Source organism: Pseudomonas sp. A2, assembly GCF_023100865.1.
Lineage (GTDB): Bacteria > Pseudomonadota > Gammaproteobacteria > Pseudomonadales > Pseudomonadaceae > Aquipseudomonas > Aquipseudomonas asiatica.
On the sequence record NZ_CP039127.1, the window covers coordinates 4711261 to 4728835 of the forward strand.

Consider the following 17575-nt stretch of genomic DNA (forward strand, 5'->3'; position numbering starts at 1 on the left):
ATTCTAACGAAAAAACCCGCGACAAGCGCGGGTTTCTTTCAAGCGGTACTGCTTAGAGCTTCTGCAGGTCACGCTGGGCCAGTTGCGCGGCGGAGGTGCCGGGGTACTGGGTGATGACCTGCTGCAGGATACCCTTGACCTTGTCGGTGTGGCCCATGCGGCGCTCGACGTCGGCCAGCTTGTACAGCGAATCCGGCACCTTGCTGTGCTTCGGATACTTCTGGCTGACCTGGGCAAAGGCCTGGCTGGCAGCCGGCAGGTCGCCCTTGGCCAGGTTCACTTCACCCAGCCAGTACTGGGCATTGCCGGCGTACTGGCTGTTGGGATACTTGCGCAGGAAGGCGTTGAACGCCTGGCTGGCCTTGTCGAAGTCTTTCTGCTTGATCAGGTCGAAAGCGGCATCGTAGTAGAGCTTTTCTTTCGCCGGATCACCGGGCTCGCTACTGGCGGCCGGTTGTTGCGCAGCAGCACCTGCTGCTGCATCGGGGGCGGCATTGGATGCACCACCACCGGAGGAATTGTCAGGGGTCGCGGCAGGCGCGGCGCCACTGTTGATGCGACGGTCCAGGTCCTGGTAACGCTCCAGGTTTTCCTGCTTCATGCGCGACACATCGTTCTGCAGCTCTTCGATGATGCCTTGCTGGCGGGAAAGCTGATCCTGCATCTGTTGCAGCTGCATGAACAGCTGGCCCTGTGCAGAGGCAGGGGCCGAAGCCCCTGACCCGGCATAGGCGCCGCTCGTGCCATAACCCGCAGGCGGATAGCTGCCTGCGTTGTCATCAACTACAGGGACCTCAGCCCAGGCCGCGAGCGGCAGGCTGAGTGCGAGGACGGTTACTACACGGCGGCACATACGCATAAGAACTTACTTACGCAGTTCTACGCGACGGTTCTGAGCCCAGGACTGCTCGTCGTTGCCAGTGGCAACCGGACGCTCTTCACCGTAGGAGACCAGTTCCAGCTGAGCAGGGGAAACGCCCTGCAGAACCAGGTAACGCTGAACGGCCTTGGCACGACGCTCACCCAGAGCCATGTTGTACTCGCGGGTGCCGCGCTCGTCGGTGTTGCCTTCCAGGACAACGCGGTTGCCGTTGGCTTTCAGGTCCTTGGCGTGAACGTCCAGGGCGCGCATGGCTTCTGGCTTCAGGTCCGAGCTGTCGTATTCGAAGTAGAAGGTGGTGATTGCGCGCAGGGCAGCTTCTTCGCTCAGGGAGCCGTCAACAGCGCCAGTGTTGGCACCGTAGCCAGCGTTCGGATCTACAGCAGCGCCTTCGCCTGCGTTGTCACCGCCCTTCGAGGAGCAACCTACAGCTACGGCCATGGCCAGAGCCAGCGCAGCAAATTTACCAAACTTCAGCATTTCCATCGTGAAACTCCTAATGAAACCCCAGTGTGTTAAGCAAAAGTATTACGCCGCAATCAGTTCAGGTAAGGGGACCAGGACGGTTCTCTGACTTCGCCTTGAGCGGTAGGAAGTGGGAGCCTCACGCGGCCATTAAGCGACACGAGCATCAAGACTCCCCGGCCCTGCTGGCGGGTGGCGTAGATTAGCATGGTGCCGTTTGGCGCAACAGTGGGAGACTCATCAAGACTCGTTTCAGAGAGAATCTTTACACTTCCGCGCTGCAAATCCTGGGCCGCAACTTTGAAGTTGGTGAAGCCCTGCTGGCGATGGATCATCACCAGGGTCTTTTCGTCCGCCGACAGTTTCGGGTTGGCGTTGTAGTTACCCACGAAAGTTACACGCTCGGCACCACCGCCACCGACCGACTGCTTGTAGATCTGCGGCTTGCCGCCACGGTCGGAGGTGAAGTACAGGGTGTTGCCATCCTTGCCCCAGAACGGCTCGGTGTTGATGCCCGGGCCAGCGGTGACACGGCTGATCTGGCGCGAAGCCACGTTCATCACGTAGATGTCCGGGTTGCCGTCCTTCGACAGCACGAACGCCAGGCGCGTGCCATCCGGCGACCAGGCTGGCGCACCGTTCAGGCCTTCGAAGTTGGTGACCTGCTCGCGGCGACCGGTATCGATGTGCTGGACGAAGATGCGCGGACGCTTCTGCTCGAACGAGACATAGGCGATGCGCTTGCCATCCGGTGCAAAGCGTGGCGACAGGATCGGCTCGCGCGATTGCAGCAGGGTGACCGCACGTGCACCGTCATAGTCCGAACGCTGCAGGGTATAGCGGGTGTTGTTGGTGGAGAAGCGCTCGGCCGTCACGTACAGCATACGAGTGGAGAAAGCACCCTTGATGCCGGTGAGCTTCTCGAACGACTGGTCGGCAATGTAGTGCGCCATGTCGCGCAGCTGGTCGACGCTGCCCGCCACGCTACCGGTCAGCACTTGCTGCTCGGTGGCGACGTTGAACAGCGCGTACTGCACCTGCAGGCGACCGCCCGACGGCACGATGCTGCCAACCATCACGTACTGCGCACCCAGCGCTTTCCAGTCACGGAAGATCACTTCGCTGGCCTGCGACGGCTGGCTGATCATGTTCTGCCGCGGAATCGGCGAGTAGTAGCCGGAGTTGCGCAGGTCGTTGCCGATGATGTCGGCCATGTCTTCCGGCAGCACGCTGCCGCCTTGCAGACCGAACGGCACTACCGCGATCGGCGTGGCCCGGTCGCTGCCGCTGGTGACCAGGATGTTCTTTTCCTCTGCCACGGCCATGCCTGCCACGCAGCACAGCATGACCAGCAGTCCTCTCAGACGTTTAATCACAACGCTAGATCCTCAGGTGTAAATGTCATCTTGAACGAACGATATTGGTTGAAATCGCTCGGCTTCATACCCTGCATCTCGGTCAGACGACCGATGTTCTTCACTGCTGCCACCGCCGAGCTGTCGTACGGGCCGTCACCACTGGACCGGGCCACGCTGACGCTGGTGATGGTACCGTCCGGCAACATGTTGATCTGCAGGACCACCGTCATGCCCTTGCGCGCGGAAGGCGGACGAGCCCAGCCCTCGGCCGCGCGCATGCGGATCAGGTCGTCGAAGTCGCCGGCCACCTGGTCACCCTGCTCGTCGGCCAGCGCCTGCTGCCGTTCGGTGGTGTCGGACAACAGCTCGGCCAGGGCCTGGGCTTTCTTGTCTTCCGCCGCCTTGCGGGCCGCTTCCTGTGCCTTTTTCTTCTGGGCATCTGCAGCGGCCTTTTTCTTGGCCTCTTCAGCTGCCTTCTTCTTCGCTTCCTCGGCTACCGCTTTCTTCTTGGCGTCCTCGGCTGCTTTCTTCTTGGCCTCTTCGGCCGCCTTTTTCTTGGCGTCCTCGGCGGCTTGTTTCTTCGCCTCTTCAGCGGCCTCTTTCTTGGCCTCTTCTTCGGCTTTTTTCTTTTCTTCCTCGGCCTTTTTCTTGGCGATGTCGGCCTGCTGCTTCTCGGCAGCCTTCTTCGCCTCTTCGGCCTTCTTGGCTTCGGCGGCTTTCTTGGCCTCGGCGGCCTTGGCGGCCTCGGCAGCTGCCTCGGCTTTCTTGGCTTCGGCGGCCTCGCGGGCCTCCTCGGCCTTTTGAGCAGCGTCGGCTTTCTTTTGTTCCGCGGCCTTCACGGCCTCCTGCTCGACCTTCTTCTGTTCCAGCTGCTCGACTTCGGTCTGGCGCGAAGCGGTTTTCTTCGCTTCCCCGGCAATCTTCTGATTGGTCTGGGTGGTCGCCTGGCTCTTGGACTTGAGCTGGTACAGGGTAGCCTGGACGATCGGCTTGGATGGCGGCAGCTCAGGCGTCATGGCAAAACTGACGAACAGCAGGGCGAACACCAGCACATGCAGGCCGATGGCCCAGATACTGGGCCAGAAGTAGCTTTCCGAGGCGGATGGCTCTCGCTGTTGCATCAGGGCGCCTCGGTAATCAGGCCAACGTTACCGACACCGGCCTTCTGCAACCCGCCCATGGCACCCATGACCGCGCCATAGTCGACAGCCTTGTCGCCACGAATGAACACCTGGGTCTGCTTGCCCTGGTCACGGCCGGCGGCAATGATCTTGGTCACCGCGTCGGTCATGGCTGGCAAGGTCATGGCCTTGTCCATCTGCTTGTCGGTATCGACTTCGCTGCCGAGGTTCCAGTAGTAGGTCTTGTCGGCCTTGATGGAGATGGTGAGGATCTGGACGTTGTTGTCCTGCGGCAAGGCTTCACTGGAAACCTTGGGCAGGTCTACCTTGACGCCCTGGTTGAGCATGGGCGCCGTCACCATGAAGATGACCAGCAGTACCAGCATCACGTCGATGTAGGGCACCACGTTCATCTCGGCGACGGGCTTGCGTTTGTGGCGAACTCGGGCCATGGGCTTCTACCTGATTACTCTTCGCTGGTGTGCACTTTGCGGTGCAGGATCGCCTGGAACTCGTCGGCGAAGGTGTAGTAACGGCCGATCAGCACTTCGCTGCGCGCCGAGAAGCGGTTATAGGCGATGACCGCCGGAATTGCCGCGAACAGGCCGATGGCGGTGGCGATCAGCGCTTCGGCGATACCCGGGGCAACCGTGGCCAGGGTGGCCTGCTGGGCACTGGCCAGGCCGCGGAAGGAGTTCATGATGCCCCATACGGTACCGAACAGGCCGATGTACGGGCTGGTAGAACCGACGGTGGCCAGGAACGGCAGGCTCTGCTCGAGTTTTTCTTCCTCGCGCGAGATGGCTACGCGCATGGCACGGGCAACACCCTCCATGACCGCGTCCGGGTCAACGCCAGGCTGCTGGCGCAGGCGCGAGAATTCCTTGAAGCCGGCACGGAAGACCTGCTCGACACCGGAATCCGGGTCTGGGTTGCTGCCTGCCTGACGGTACAGCTTGGACAGGTCGATGCCCGACCAGAAGCGCTCCTCGAAGGCATCCAGCGCACGACGACCGGCGCGCAGCATGGTGCTGCGCTGGAAGATCATGACCCATGAGGTGACCGAGGCGGCCACCAGGGTCAGCATTACCAGCTGTACCAGCACACTGGCATTGCTGACCAGACTCCACATGGAGGTATGGTCGACGACGTTAGCTTCCACGCTTATTCTCCTGCATTCGATTGAGTACCCGAGCCGTCCGCCGCAAAGGCGTCACGCAGCTCCGGGGGTATGGCTCGGGGTTTGAAAGTGTCGGCGCGCACGGCGGCCACCAGGAACTGCCCTTCGCAGAGCAGCGTTTCATCCTTTTCCCGCCAGACCTGCTGCACGAAGCGCAGGCTGGCGCGATTGAGTTCAAGTACTTGCGCGGTCACCCGCAGCTCGTCGTCCAGCCGCGCCGGCGCGTGATAGCGCGCTTCGCTGGAGTGGACCACGAACAGCAGGTTGTCTTTGGCCAACTGCGCCTGGGAAAAGCCCAGGTGCCGCAGCCGCTCGGTACGCGCGCGCTCCATGAATTTCAGGTAATTGACGTAATACACCACGCCACCGGCATCGGTATCTTCGTAATAGACTCGACAACGGTGTGCGAACGGTTCCAGGCCATTTTGCGCGCGCATACTCTAGTGCTTACTCCTCAGCTTGCCAATCCGCTGTGGCAACTGTTTTTTCTTCATTAATGTCTTATTGCCAGCGCACCCTCGGCATGCCAGCGGTAGGACCACGAAAAGCCGTTTTCGATCTGTCACTCATCGCCCGTTTCGGAAAAATCCCCACCCTCCCCCAGGCGCCCGGGCACGTTCAGGCCGAAGTGCAGGTAGGCATGTCGGGTGACCACGCGGCCGCGCGGCGTGCGCATGATGTAGCCTTGCTGGATCAGGTACGGCTCGAGCACGTCCTCGATGGTGTGGCGCTCTTCACTGATGGCTGCCGCCAGGTTGTCCACGCCGACCGGGCCTCCGTCGAACTTCTCGATCATGGTCAGCAGCAAGCGGCGGTCGGAGTGGTCAAAACCGCGCTCGTCGACGTCCAGCAGGTTGAGCGCCATGTCGGCCACGGCCTTGGTGATCTGGCCCTTGCTGCGCACTTCGGCGTAGTCGCGCACGCGGCGCAGCAGGCGGTTGGCGATACGTGGCGTGCCACGGGCCCGGCGGGCGATCTCGTAGGCACCTTGGTCTTCGATAGCCAGGCCAAGGATGCCGGCCGAACGGCTGACGATGGTGGCCAGGTCCTTGTCGCTGTAGAACTCCAGGCGCTGGACGATACCGAAGCGGTCCCGCAGCGGGTTGGTGAGCATGCCGGCACGGGTGGTGGCACCGACCAGGGTGAACGGCGGCAGGTCCAGCTTGATCGAACGGGCCGCAGGCCCTTCGCCGATCATGATGTCGAGCTGGAAGTCCTCCATCGCCGGGTACAGCACCTCTTCGACGACCGGTGACAACCGGTGGATCTCGTCGATGAACAGCACGTCGTGCGGTTCGAGGTTGGTCAGCATGGCCGCGAGGTCGCCCGGGCGCTCGAGGATAGGCCCCGAAGTGCTCTTGACCGACACGCCCATTTCCTGGGCGATGATGTTGGCCAGGGTGGTCTTGCCCAGGCCGGGCGGGCCGAAGATCAGCGTGTGGTCGAGCGACTCGCTGCGGCCACGGGCGGCCTGGATGAACAGCGCCATCTGCTCGCGCACCACCGGCTGGCCGATGTACTCGTCCAGCCGCAGCGGGCGGATCGCACGGTCCTGGACTTCTTCACGGTCGCGGCCACTGGCGGCGATCAGGCGGTCGGCTTCGATCACTTGGTAATCATCCCTTTCAGGCTGCGACGAATCAGTTCCTCACTGCTCAGGCCGGCCTTGTCCTTGATCGCGGCGATTGCCTTGCTGGCTTCCTGCGGCTTGTAGCCCAGCGAAACCAGGGCGCTGACGGCATCGGCTTCGGCCGTGGATGCGCTGGCGACCGGCAGCGGCCCGTCGGAGACCAAGGTGAACATGGCCGGGGACGCTTCCCAAGCCTTGAAGCGGTCCTTGAGCTCGACCAGCAGGCGTTCGGCGGTCTTCTTGCCGACACCGGGCACGCGCACCAGAGCCGAGGTGTCCTGAGCCTGCACGCAGCGCACCAGCTCGTCCACTTCCAGCCCGGACATCAGCGCCAGGGCCAGCTTCGGCCCTACGCCATTCAGGCGGATGAGTTCGCGGAACAGTTCGCGCTCGCGCTTTTCGGCAAAACCGTAGAGCAGGTGAGCATCCTCGCGCACCACCAGGTGGGTGTGCACGGTTACGGGTTCGCCCACCTTGGGCAGACGGTACAGCGTGGTCATGGGAACTTCCAGTTCGTAACCTACGCCGTTGACGTCGATAATCAGGTGCGGCGGCTGTTTTTCCGCCAGGGTGCCGCGCAAACGTCCAATCACGTTCCGATCCTTCCTCTCGGGGAGCCGGTCAAAGACCGCTCAACCCTATCAGCAAATGCAGCGGGTGAACGCATCACCCGAACAAAATGTGTATCAGCGCATGAAGCGCCTACAGACGCAAGCGCCCGCCGCGCCGCCGTGCCGTGGCCAGGCCATGCGGCACCAGGCTGGAACGGGTGTGGGCGTGGCACAGGGCGATAGCCAGGGCGTCGGAAGCGTCGATCTGCGGCTTCTGCGTCAGTTTCAGCAGGTGCATGACCATCATCATCACCTGCTCCTTGTTCGCCCCACCGGTACCGGCTACAGCCTGCTTGACCTGGGTGGCGCTGTATTCGGCGATTTCCAGGCCGGCTTCGGCGGCGGCGACGATGGCTGCGCCACGGGCCTGGCCGAGCTTGAGCGCCGAGTCGGCGTTACGGGCCATGAACACCCGCTCGATGCCCATGGTTACCGGGCCGTGCTGGGCGATGATTTCACCCACGCCACGAAAAACGATCTGCAATCGCTCGTGCAGCTCGCCGCTGCCGGTGCGAATGCAGCCCGACGCCACGTATTCGCAACCACGGGCGGTCTGGCGTACCACGCCATAGCCGGTGATGCGCGAGCCGGGGTCGATACCAAGAATCAGAGTCATAGTGCCTGTCGAAAAATTGATGCATCTCTGCAAACTGTACCGGCCCTTTCGCGGGTAAACCCGCTCCCACAGGTACTGCACCGACTCTGAATGTGGTGCAGTACCTGTGGGAGCGGGTTTACCCGCGAAAGGGCCGGTACAGGCGCTGACAAACTTGAAGAACTGGCATGGATCGCCAGGACACCTTAGCCGAGGTTTTCCATGATCTCATCGGAAATCTGGGCATTGGAGTAGACGTTCTGCACGTCATCCAGGTCTTCGAGCATGTCGATCAGCTTGAGTACTTTCTCGGCACCGTCCTGGTCGAGTTCGGCGCTGGTGGTCGGCTGCATGACGATTTCCGCGTCAGCGGCCTTGAAGCCCGCCTCTTCCAGGGCATTGCGCACGGCGTAGAAGCTGTTGAACGAGGTGAACACGTCGAACGAGCCGTCGTCGTTGGCCACCACGTCGTCGGCATCGGCTTCCATCGCCGCTTCCATCAGCGCGTCTTCTTCCACGCCCGGAGCAAAGCTGATCTGCCCCTTGCGCTCGAACAGGTAGGCCACCGAACCGTCGGTGCCCAGGTTGCCACCACACTTGGTGAAGGCATGACGCACGGCGGCGGCAGTACGGTTGCGGTTGTCGGTCATGGCCTCGACCATGATCGCCACGCCACCCGGGCCGTAACCTTCGTAGCTGAGCTCTTCGACGTTGTCGCTTTCGTTGGTGCCGGCACCACGGGCTACGGCACGATCAATGATGTCGCGGCTCATGTTGGCACCCAGGGCCTTGTCCAGCGCCAAACGCAGGCGCGGGTTGGATGCCGGGTCAGCACCACCCTGCTTGGCAGCGACCGTCAGTTCACGGATCCACTTGGTGAAGATCTTGCCTCTCTTGGCATCCTGGCGCTCTTTGCGGTGCTTGATGTTCGCCCACTTGGAATGACCAGCCATAACGACTCCGAATCCTTTGAATCACAAACAGCCCCGCCCCTGTACGGGGCGGGACGGGAAATTGCCTGCGCCGAAACGCAAAGGCGCATCCATGTGGATGCGCCCGGGGACTGCTTACTCGACCTTGGTCTGTTCGCGCAGTCGGATGTGCAGCTCGCGCAGGGCCTTGGCGTCGACCAGGCCAGGGGCCTGGGTCATGACGCACGCGGCGCTCTGGGTTTTCGGGAAGGCGATCACTTCACGAATCGACTGGGCACCGGTCATCAGCATGACCAGGCGGTCCAGGCCGAAGGCCAGGCCACCGTGAGGCGGTGCACCGAACTTCAGGGCGTCGAGCAGGAAGCCGAACTTCTCTTCCTGTTCTGCCGCTTCGATGCCCAGCAGGCGGAACACGGCCTGTTGCATCTCTTTACGGTGGATACGGATCGAACCGCCACCCAGCTCGGTACCGTTCAGGACCATGTCGTAGGCACGGGACAGGGCCACGGCCGGGTTGGCCTCGAGCTCTTCCGGGGTGCACTTCGGCGCGGTGAACGGGTGGTGCAGCGCGGTGAAGCTGCCGTCCTCGTTCTCTTCGAACATCGGGAAGTCGACCACCCACATCGGTGCCCACTCGCAGGTCAGCAGCTCGAAGTCGTGGCCCAGGCGGATACGCAGCGCGCCCAGGGCTTCGCTGACCACCTTGAACTTGTCGGCACCAAAGAACACGATGTCGCCGTCAACGGCGCCAACGCGGTCGAGGATGGTGTTGAGGTTGGCCTCGGGGATGTTCTTGACTATCGGCGACTGCAGGCCTTCGACACCCTTGGCGCGCTCGTTGACCTTGATGTAGGCCAGGCCCTTGGCACCGTAGATACCCACGAACTTGGTGTACTCGTCGATCTTGCTGCGCGGCATGCTGGCGCCGCCAGGCAGGCGCAGGGCGGTAACGCGGCACTTCGGATCGTTGGCCGGGCCGGCGAACACCTTGAAGTCGACATCCTTGAGCTGGTCGGCAACGTCGACCAGTTCCAGCGGGATACGCAGGTCCGGTTTGTCAGAGCCGTAGCGGCGCATGGCTTCTTCGAAGGTCATGTGCGGGAATTCGCCGAATTCCAGGTCCAGCACTTCCTTGAACAGCTTGCGGATCATGCTTTCGGTCAGGCCCATGATCTCGCTTTCATCGAGGAAGCTGGTCTCGATGTCGATCTGGGTGAATTCCGGCTGGCGGTCGGCACGCAGGTCTTCGTCACGGAAGCACTTGGCGATCTGGTAGTAGCGATCGAAGCCAGCGACCATCAGCAACTGCTTGAACAGCTGCGGCGACTGCGGCAGGGCAAAGAAGCTGCCGGCATGAGTACGGCTAGGCACCAGGTAGTCACGCGCGCCTTCCGGGGTGGCACGGGTCAGGATCGGCGTCTCGACGTCAAGGAAGCCGTTTTCGTCGAGGAAGCGACGGATGCTGCTGGTGATACGCGAACGCAGGCGCAGCTTGTCGGCCATTTCCGGGCGACGCAGGTCGATGAAACGGTAGCGCAGGCGGGTTTCTTCGCCGACGTCGGAGTATTCGTTCAGCGGGAACGGTGGGGTTTCCGCTTCGTTGAGCACGTTCAGCTGGTAGCCGAGGATCTCGATGGCGCCGGAAGCCATGTTGGCATTCACCGCACCCTCAGGGCGCTTGCGGACCTTGCCGGTGATCTGCACGACGTATTCGCTGCGCACGCGGTCGGCAGCGGCGAAGGTTTCGGCGCGATCCGGGTCGAACACGACCTGGGCCATGCCTTCGCGGTCACGGATGTCGAGGAAGATCACCCCGCCGTGGTCGCGGCGACGATGGACCCAGCCGCAAAGGGTGACTTCCTGGCCGTCCAGGCTCTCGTTCAGTTGGCCGCAATAATGGCTGCGCATCATGATGGTGGTTTCGCTTCTCGTGATTCGTGTATTCGGTGGAGGCCTTGGCCGCCCGGAGAGGGCTAATACTGCAAGACCCGGTCACAGCATTCAACTCAGTCGGCCTTGTCGCCGCCTGCCAGATTCTTTTTCGCCCCGGTCTTGAAATCGGTTTCGTACCAACCGTTACCGCTCAGGCGGAAGCCTGGCACCGACAGCAGCTTCTTCAGCGCTGGCGCCTGGCAGGCCGGGCAATCGGTCAGCGGCGCGGCGCTGATCTTCTGCAGCACTTCCATGCGGTGCTCGCAGGATGCACATTGATAGTCATAAAGGGGCATGGGTGTCTCTCGTCAACCACAACGCTGGCTGCCGGGGCAGCAAAAAGCGGGATTATATATGGTTAACAAGCACTGCGCAGCCCGCCAGGCGATCAGCGCACACTTGGCGGGTCCAGCAGCCAGGCGACGCAGATCACCCGGATCAGCCCACTGAAGTTGCGCACCCCGCCTTGTCGCAGGTGCACCTCACGGTCCACATAGGACAGGACCGCACTGACCGAGCAGCGGTTGGCCGCGGCGATGCGCTCCAGGATACCCCAGTAGACGGCCTCCAGCCGCAGGCAGGTGGAAAAGCCGTTGAGCCGCACCGAGCGTGACACGGGCTGGGTCTGCAACATGTCGAAATCCGCCTTGAACGGGTCGATGCACTGTTTACCCGGCCAACGCCCCAGGCCAGCCACACGCTTGCTTGCTTGCGTCATGCGCCACACTTCCTCGTCACAGGTACTAGGTGGCCTATGAAACGCTGATGGGCGAACTTAAAGCAGCGGCAAAATCTTCCTGCACAAATTGCGCTGGGCCTGTAGGAGCGGCCTTGTGTCGCGATGGGCTGCGAAGCAGCCCCGGAAATTTGTGCAATGCGCTCAAACCGTGGGGCTGCTTCGCAGCCCATCGCGACACAAGGCCGCTCCTACAAGGGCCGGTACAGCGTTGGGTATCTACTTGCCGTCGAGCAGCACCCGCAGCATCCAGGCGGTTTTCTCGTGCACCTGCATGCGCTGGGTCAGCAAGTCGGCGGTCGGCTCGTCACTGACCTTGTCCACCACCGGGAAGATGCTGCGCGCGGTACGCACCACGGCTTCCTGGCCCTGCACCAGCTGGCGGATCATCTCGTCGGCATGCGGCACCCCTTCCTCCTCCTTGATCGAGGAGTGCCGCGCATAAAATGCATAGGACCCCGGTGCCGGGAAGCCCAGGGCGCGGATGCGCTCGGCAATCGAGTCGACCGCCAGCGCCAGTTCGTTGTACTGCTCTTCGAACATCAGGTGCAGGGTGCGGAACGACGGACCGGTGACGTTCCAGTGGAAGTTATGGGTTTTCAGATACAACACATAGGTATCCGACAACAGGCGGGACAGCCCATCGACGATGGACTTGCGATCTTCTTCACTGATACCGATATCAATTGCCATGAAGTTCCCCTTTCCATAAGGCGTGAGACCCAAGCGGGTGCCGACCACTGTAGCAACACTTGGTGTACGCCGCATGTGACATGGCGCAACACATCGCCCATCGGGGACAGCGGTTTGAGTAGCCTGCGGCTTTACTGTTAAATAGGCATGGTGCCACCCGTGCGGATTGCCATTTGCCGGGTGCATAGGCTGGCCTGCCGCGTGTTCGCGCTCTATACCTCATGCGCACCGTGCTGCCAGCTCTTCCTGTGATCGGCCTTATCAACTGTGAGCCAACCCCATGTTCAAGATCGTCCATCTGGTGACGGGCGTGGCAGCCTTGCTGCTATCGCTCATGCCCAGCCTGAAAACCGATGCGTTACCCTTCCTGCAACAACCCGACGCGGTCTACCTCGCCCTGCTCGGCCTGCTCAACCTCGTACTGGCCCCCGTCGTGCCACTGTACTACCGTGGCGCGCGGCAACAACTGCAGCATCTGGCCTGCGCCCTGCTGGTGGTGGCTGTGGTGCTGCAGACCCTGACACTGCTGGCCCGCCCGGAAATGGGCAACCTGGCCGCACTGGTCTGCGCAGCGCTGGCCGTGGCCGTGCACCTGGCCGTAGGCTTTGCCCGCAGCGCACGCAAGGCACGCGCCAGCCAGCATACCGCGCAGGATGCCGGCAATCGTGATACCGGCACCGTGAAATGGTTCAACACGTCCAAAGGCTTCGGCTTCATCTCCCGCGACTCGGGCGATGATATCTTCGTGCACTTTCGCGCCATTCGTGGCGAAGGCCACCGCATCCTGGTGGAAGGCCAGCGCGTGGAGTTTTCCGTGATGCACCGCGACAAGGGCCTGCAGGCCGAGGATGTGGTTGCGGTAACCCGCCGCTGATCCTTTCTGCAGAAACCATTCCTTGTGGGAGCGAGCATGCCGCACCCACAAGGTTTGTGTGCATCCAGCGGCATATGTGCTGCAGTTTCAGGTATCAATAATGAGGCGGCGGTGCCTCGTCCCCTTCGCTGCCATACTGGCCAACCATCTCTTCGTAACGCTTGATCAGCTCGGCCATCTGCAACTGCAGCCGCTCGATCACCCGGCCCTGCTCGACCACCACGTCATTCAATGCCTGGATGGTGTCATCCTGAAACGCCAGGCGGGTTTCCAGTTCGACCACTCGTGATTCAAGCGACATGTCAGGCCTCCTGGTAACCGGCGAGCTGCAGCCCACGCAGGCGCTGGCGGATGGCTTGCACCTGGTCGTCAGTGTACGCCGTCGCCGGGCACTTGCCCCACACCGGTGCCGGCCAGGCCGCGTCGTCGCGCATGCGCACGATCACGTGCATGTGCAACTGACTGACCACATTACCCAACGTAGCCACGTTCATCTTGTCGGCGCTGTAGCTGGCTTTCAGCGCTTCGGCCAGACCGGTGGTTTCCTGCCACAACTGCTGCTGCTCTGCAGCATCGAGCTCGAACACTTCGCTGATGCCAGCGCGCTTGGGCACCAGGATGAACCATGGATAGTTGGCATCCTTGCTCAGCAGCAACTGGCACAGCGCAAACTCCCCCAGCACCAGCGAATCCTGCTGCAAACGCGAATCGAGGACGAACACGGCAAATCTCCTTCTGGCAGAACCAACCCGCTTCACGCGGAAAACAGGCCTGCAAGGATACCCTGCACGTTCCCGGTAACACAGCGCTACTTTTCGCACCAAAATGAGGCTACCGATACCCCACGCCCCACACTTGTCACCCCACGGGTGACGCTGCATGAACAAGTTGCGGTAACACATTGACTTTCATGACAGCTTTTCAAAATTTAATGATTCTTGACTGTACTACTGCATCAGGCGGTTCGCGCCCCGTGTTTACGGCACTTTCCGACCCCCGGTAGCAGGTTTTGTGAAAATTTCATGAAGCGTTGTGAATTTTGAGCACGCTTGTTGCATTCCTTTCACGCCAAGTCGGCACGACATCTGCATCGGCGGGTGAACGCGACAAATAACAACAGCGACAGTGGTTACCAGGGAGTTTCCCAACCGGAATCGGTATTTACAGGTTCATTACGGTGAAAGAAGCAGCGCTGGTGTTGACGGCCCTTAAACCGGGGCGTGATTTGCGACATGGAACTACCTAGAAGCGACATGGTGAAAAAGTTCCGAAAAGGATGCTTATACCCATATCGCCAAGAACAGTCAGCGTGCTATACATTTTCGCCGACATAACAAGAAAGAGCTGCCCCATATAACTAGAACACTTGGACGCAGCGGTACTCTTCCTAAAAACCAAAGGAGCAAATCACGATGCGCGTGATGAAGTGGAGCATGATCGCCCTGGCCGTTGCGGCAGGGACCTCGCAGTTGGCATTGGCCTCTTCCCAGGACGAGTCCAAAGGTTTCATCGAAGACAGCAAGCTGAACGTCAAGACCCGCATGCTGTACTTCAGCCGTGACTTCCGTAACAACCCAGCCGGCACCCAGAGCCGTCGCGAAGAAACCGGCCTGGGCTTCCTCGGCACCTTCGAGTCCGGCTTCACCCAGGGCACCGTGGGTGTGGGTGTCGATGCCATCGGCATGCTCGGCCTGAAACTGGACAGCGGCAAGGGCCGCGCCGGTACCGGCCTGTTCCCTACCGGCTCTGACGGCCGTTCGCAGGATGACTACTCCAAAGCCGGCGGCGCGGTTAAATTCCGCATCTCCGACACCGTGCTGAAAGTGGGTGACCAGTTCACCGCTCTGCCGGTCTTCGCCACCGACGACAGCCGCCTGCTGCCTGAAATCGCCCAGGGCACCCTGATCACCAGCAACGAGATCGAGGGCCTGACCCTGCACGCTGGTCATTTCACCAGCCTGACCGCCCAGGAGCAGACCAACCGCGACAGCTTCGGCCTGAAGGAAGCCAACGTGGTAGGTGGTACCTACGCCTTCACCGACAACCTCAGCACCAGCCTGTACTACTCGAAGGTTGAAGACTACTGGCGCAAATACTACGCCAACGTCAACTGGGCACTGCCGATCTCGGACAAACAAGGCCTGGTGTTCGACTTCAACATCTATGACACCAAGAGCGAAGGCTCGGCCGAGTACCGCGCATTCGATGGCGACAAGCTGGACAACCGCGCGTTCAGCCTGTCGGGCGCCTACAACATCGGCGCTCACACCTTCACCCTGGCCTACCAGAAAGTCACCGGCGACGGCGACTATGGCTATGGCATCGACGGCGGCGGCACCATCTTCCTGGCCAACTCCGTGGCCCGTTCCGACTTCAACGCCGAAGACGAGAAGTCCTGGCAGGCTCGCTACGACCTGAACTTCGCCGAATACGGCATCCCGGGCCTGACCTTCATGACCCGTTATGTACGCGGTACCGACGCCAACGTCGCCGGCACCAGCAACGGCAAGGAATGGGAACGCGACGTCGACATCAAGTACGTGCTGCAGAGCGGCCCGGCAAAAGACCTGAGCTTCCGCGTGCGTCAAGCCACCTATCGCTCTTCCGATGGCGTCTACTACGATTCCCCATCGATCGACGAACTGCGCCTGATCGTGGAGTACCCGCTGAGCATCCTGTAAGCCTGGCTTGCAGTGCCCCGCACCTGAAAAAGCCCGGCGATCACGCCGGGCTTTTTCTTGGCTGACAAGCGTCACGCCCTGGGGCATCCTGTACGCCTTCGTTTCGCCCCCGTACAATGCGGGGTCATTTCAATGTCTTAGGCAATCGACACGGCTCACCATGCGCACCAGTCAATATTTGCTCGCCACCCAGAAAGAAACCCCTGCCGACGCAGTGGTCATCAGCCATCAGCTCATGCTGCGTGCCGGCATGATCCGCAAACTGGCCTCTGGCCTGTACACCTGGCTGCCGATGGGCTTGCGGGTTATGCGCAAGGTCGAGGCCGTGGTGCGTGAGGAAATGAACGCCGCCGGCGCCCTGGAAGTGCTGATGCCCAGCATCCAGCCCGCCGAACTGTGGCAGGAATCCGGCCGCTGGGAACAGTATGGCCCCGAGCTGCTGCGCCTGAAGGACCGCCACCAGCGCGACTTCTGCGTCGGCCCGACCCACGAGGAAGTGATCACCGACCTGGCCCGCAACGAGCTGTCCAGCTATAAACAGCTGCCGCTCAACATGTACCAGATCCAGACCAAGTTCCGTGACGAGATCCGCCCGCGCTTCGGCCTGATGCGCGGTCGCGAGTTCATCATGAAGGACGCCTACTCGTTCCATGCCGACCAGGCTTCCCTGCAGGAAACCTACGACCGCATGCACCAGGCGTATAGCAACGTGTTCACCCGCCTGGGCCTGGACTTCCGCCCGGTTCAGGCCGACACCGGCTCCATCGGTGGCAGCTATTCGCACGAGTTCCACGTACTGGCAGAGTCCGGCGAAGACGACGTGATCTTCAGCGACAGCTCCGACTACGCCGCCAACATCGAGAAGGCAGAGGCCATCCCGCGTGAAACCGTGCGCCCCGCCCCTACCGAGGAGCTGCGCCTGGTCGACACGCCGAACGCCAAGACAATCGCCCAGCTGGTGGAAAACTTCGGCCTGCCGATCGAGAAAACCGTCAAGACCCTGATCGTGCGCGGCGCCGAAGAAGGCAAGCTGGTAGCACTGATCGTGCGTGGCGACCATGAGCTCAACGAAATCAAGGCGGCCAAGCTGGAACAGGTTGCCGACCCACTGGTCATGGCCACCGACGCCGAACTGCGCGAGGCCATCGGTGCCGGCGCCGGCTCGCTCGGCCCGCTGAACCTGCCGCTGGAAATCGTCATTGACCGCTCGGTTGCCCTGATGAGCGACTTCGGCATTGGCGCCAACATCGACGACAAGCACTACTTCGGCGTGAACTGGGAGCGTGACCTGCCGGTTCCACAGGTCGCCGACCTGCGTAACGTGGTCGAAGGCGACCCGAGCCCGGACGGCCAGGGTACCCTGGTGATCAAGCGCGGCATCGAAGTGGGCCACATCTTCCAGCTCGGCACCAAGTACAGCGAGGCGCTGAAGTGCCAGGTGCTGGGCGAGAACGGCAAGCCGGTAACCCTGTCCATGGGCTGCTACGGCATCGGTGTGTCCCGCGTGGTCGCAGCCGCCATCGAGCAGAGCTACGACGACAAGGGCATCATCTGGAACGACGCCCTGGCCCCGTTCCAGATCGCTCTGGTACCGCTGCGCTACGAAACCGAGGTGGTTCGCGAGGCGACCGACAAGCTTTATGCCGAGCTGACCGCCGCCGGCTACGAAGTGCTGCTGGACGACCGTGACAAGAAGACCAGCCCAGGCATCAAGTTTGCCGACATGGAGCTGATCGGCATCCCGCACCGCATCGTCGTCAGCGATCGCGGCCTGGCCGAAGGCAACCTGGAGTACAAGCACCGCACCGAGCAAGACGCCCAGTCGTTGCCGCTCGATGAAGTGCTGACCTTCTTGCAGGCCCGCGTTCGCCGCTGATAACCAATGCA

The 17575-nt window shown here is 61.7% G+C and carries 20 protein-coding genes; 3 read left to right on the forward strand and 17 right to left on the reverse strand.

The window, feature by feature from the left end; genetic code table 11:
* Positions 1 to 52 precede the first annotated feature (52 nt).
* From ybgF to E5221_RS21940, 15 genes are all read right to left on the reverse strand, one after another.
* Positions 53 to 859, reverse strand: a complete 807-nt coding sequence (ybgF, locus tag E5221_RS21870; RefSeq protein ID WP_004375252.1) for a tol-pal system protein YbgF — start codon at positions 857 to 859, stop codon at positions 53 to 55.
* Between the two features lie 6 nt (positions 860 to 865).
* Positions 866 to 1366: a peptidoglycan-associated lipoprotein Pal gene (pal, locus tag E5221_RS21875; RefSeq protein ID WP_003254755.1), complete on the reverse strand. Its 501-nt coding sequence runs from the start codon at positions 1364 to 1366 to the stop codon at positions 866 to 868.
* A 53-nt stretch (positions 1367 to 1419) separates the two neighbouring features.
* A complete protein-coding gene (tolB, locus tag E5221_RS21880) occupies positions 1420 to 2691 on the reverse strand; it encodes a Tol-Pal system beta propeller repeat protein TolB (protein ID WP_038408273.1) in 1272 nt (423 codons plus the stop codon).
* Positions 2692 to 2717: 26 nt separating this feature from the next.
* Positions 2718 to 3824 (reverse strand): cell envelope integrity protein TolA, encoded by a 1107-nt coding sequence (gene tolA / locus E5221_RS21885; RefSeq protein WP_013973804.1) that lies wholly within the window; start codon positions 3822 to 3824, stop codon positions 2718 to 2720.
* Complete coding sequence (gene tolR, locus E5221_RS21890) at positions 3824 to 4276, reverse strand: protein TolR (protein WP_003254760.1); 453 nt, start codon at positions 4274 to 4276, stop codon at positions 3824 to 3826. Before tolR ends, tolA begins: the two co-directional genes overlap by 1 nt.
* Before the next feature lie 14 nt (positions 4277 to 4290).
* Positions 4291 to 4986: a protein TolQ gene (gene tolQ, locus E5221_RS21895; protein WP_015271471.1), complete on the reverse strand. Its 696-nt coding sequence runs from the start codon at positions 4984 to 4986 to the stop codon at positions 4291 to 4293.
* Between the two features lie 2 nt (positions 4987 to 4988).
* Positions 4989 to 5441, reverse strand: a complete 453-nt coding sequence (gene ybgC / locus E5221_RS21900) for a tol-pal system-associated acyl-CoA thioesterase (RefSeq protein WP_123085787.1) — start codon at positions 5439 to 5441, stop codon at positions 4989 to 4991.
* A 125-nt stretch (positions 5442 to 5566) separates the two neighbouring features.
* On the reverse strand, positions 5567 to 6613 hold the full coding sequence (gene ruvB / locus E5221_RS21905; protein WP_061551556.1) for a Holliday junction branch migration DNA helicase RuvB: 1047 nt from the start codon (positions 6611 to 6613) through the stop codon (positions 5567 to 5569).
* A complete protein-coding gene (gene ruvA, locus E5221_RS21910; RefSeq protein ID WP_247846440.1) occupies positions 6610 to 7227 on the reverse strand; it encodes a Holliday junction branch migration protein RuvA in 618 nt (205 codons plus the stop codon). Before ruvA ends, ruvB begins: the two co-directional genes overlap by 4 nt.
* A gap of 109 nt (positions 7228 to 7336) precedes the next feature.
* On the reverse strand, positions 7337 to 7861 hold the full coding sequence (ruvC, locus tag E5221_RS21915) for a crossover junction endodeoxyribonuclease RuvC (RefSeq protein WP_004375291.1): 525 nt from the start codon (positions 7859 to 7861) through the stop codon (positions 7337 to 7339).
* Positions 7862 to 8046: 185 nt separating this feature from the next.
* Positions 8047 to 8793, reverse strand: a complete 747-nt coding sequence (locus E5221_RS21920; protein WP_013973810.1) for a YebC/PmpR family DNA-binding transcriptional regulator — start codon at positions 8791 to 8793, stop codon at positions 8047 to 8049.
* 114 nt (positions 8794 to 8907) lie between these two features.
* Positions 8908 to 10683: an aspartate--tRNA ligase gene (gene aspS / locus E5221_RS21925; RefSeq protein ID WP_023661313.1), complete on the reverse strand. Its 1776-nt coding sequence runs from the start codon at positions 10681 to 10683 to the stop codon at positions 8908 to 8910.
* A 95-nt stretch (positions 10684 to 10778) separates the two neighbouring features.
* On the reverse strand, positions 10779 to 11000 hold the full coding sequence (locus E5221_RS21930) for a zinc ribbon domain-containing protein (RefSeq protein WP_003254776.1): 222 nt from the start codon (positions 10998 to 11000) through the stop codon (positions 10779 to 10781).
* 92 nt (positions 11001 to 11092) lie between these two features.
* Positions 11093 to 11422: a ribbon-helix-helix domain-containing protein gene (locus tag E5221_RS21935; RefSeq protein WP_039613964.1), complete on the reverse strand. Its 330-nt coding sequence runs from the start codon at positions 11420 to 11422 to the stop codon at positions 11093 to 11095.
* Positions 11423 to 11659: 237 nt separating this feature from the next.
* Positions 11660 to 12133, reverse strand: coding sequence for a Dps family protein (locus E5221_RS21940; protein ID WP_013973814.1), 474 nt, complete (start codon positions 12131 to 12133; stop codon positions 11660 to 11662).
* Between the two features lie 280 nt (positions 12134 to 12413).
* Here E5221_RS21940 and E5221_RS28845 point away from each other — a divergent pair, with 280 nt between their 5' ends.
* A complete protein-coding gene (locus tag E5221_RS28845) occupies positions 12414 to 13007 on the forward strand; it encodes a cold shock domain-containing protein (protein ID WP_039613963.1) in 594 nt (197 codons plus the stop codon).
* Positions 13008 to 13101: 94 nt separating this feature from the next.
* Here E5221_RS28845 and E5221_RS21950 read toward each other — a convergent pair whose 3' ends face one another.
* Entirely contained in the window at positions 13102 to 13308 is a 207-nt protein-coding gene (locus E5221_RS21950) for a SlyX family protein (protein ID WP_061551555.1), read from the reverse strand.
* Position 13309: 1 nt separating this feature from the next.
* Positions 13310 to 13729, reverse strand: a complete 420-nt coding sequence (locus tag E5221_RS21955) for an HIT domain-containing protein (RefSeq protein WP_039613962.1) — start codon at positions 13727 to 13729, stop codon at positions 13310 to 13312.
* A gap of 690 nt (positions 13730 to 14419) precedes the next feature.
* On the opposite strand from E5221_RS21955, the gene E5221_RS21960 reads away from it, so the two are divergent.
* Positions 14420 to 15688, forward strand: coding sequence for an OprD family porin (locus E5221_RS21960; RefSeq protein WP_013973818.1), 1269 nt, complete (start codon positions 14420 to 14422; stop codon positions 15686 to 15688).
* Positions 15689 to 15848: 160 nt separating this feature from the next.
* Positions 15849 to 17564, forward strand: a complete 1716-nt coding sequence (locus tag E5221_RS21965) for a proline--tRNA ligase (RefSeq protein WP_003257369.1) — start codon at positions 15849 to 15851, stop codon at positions 17562 to 17564.
* Positions 17565 to 17575: the final 11 nt, after the last annotated feature.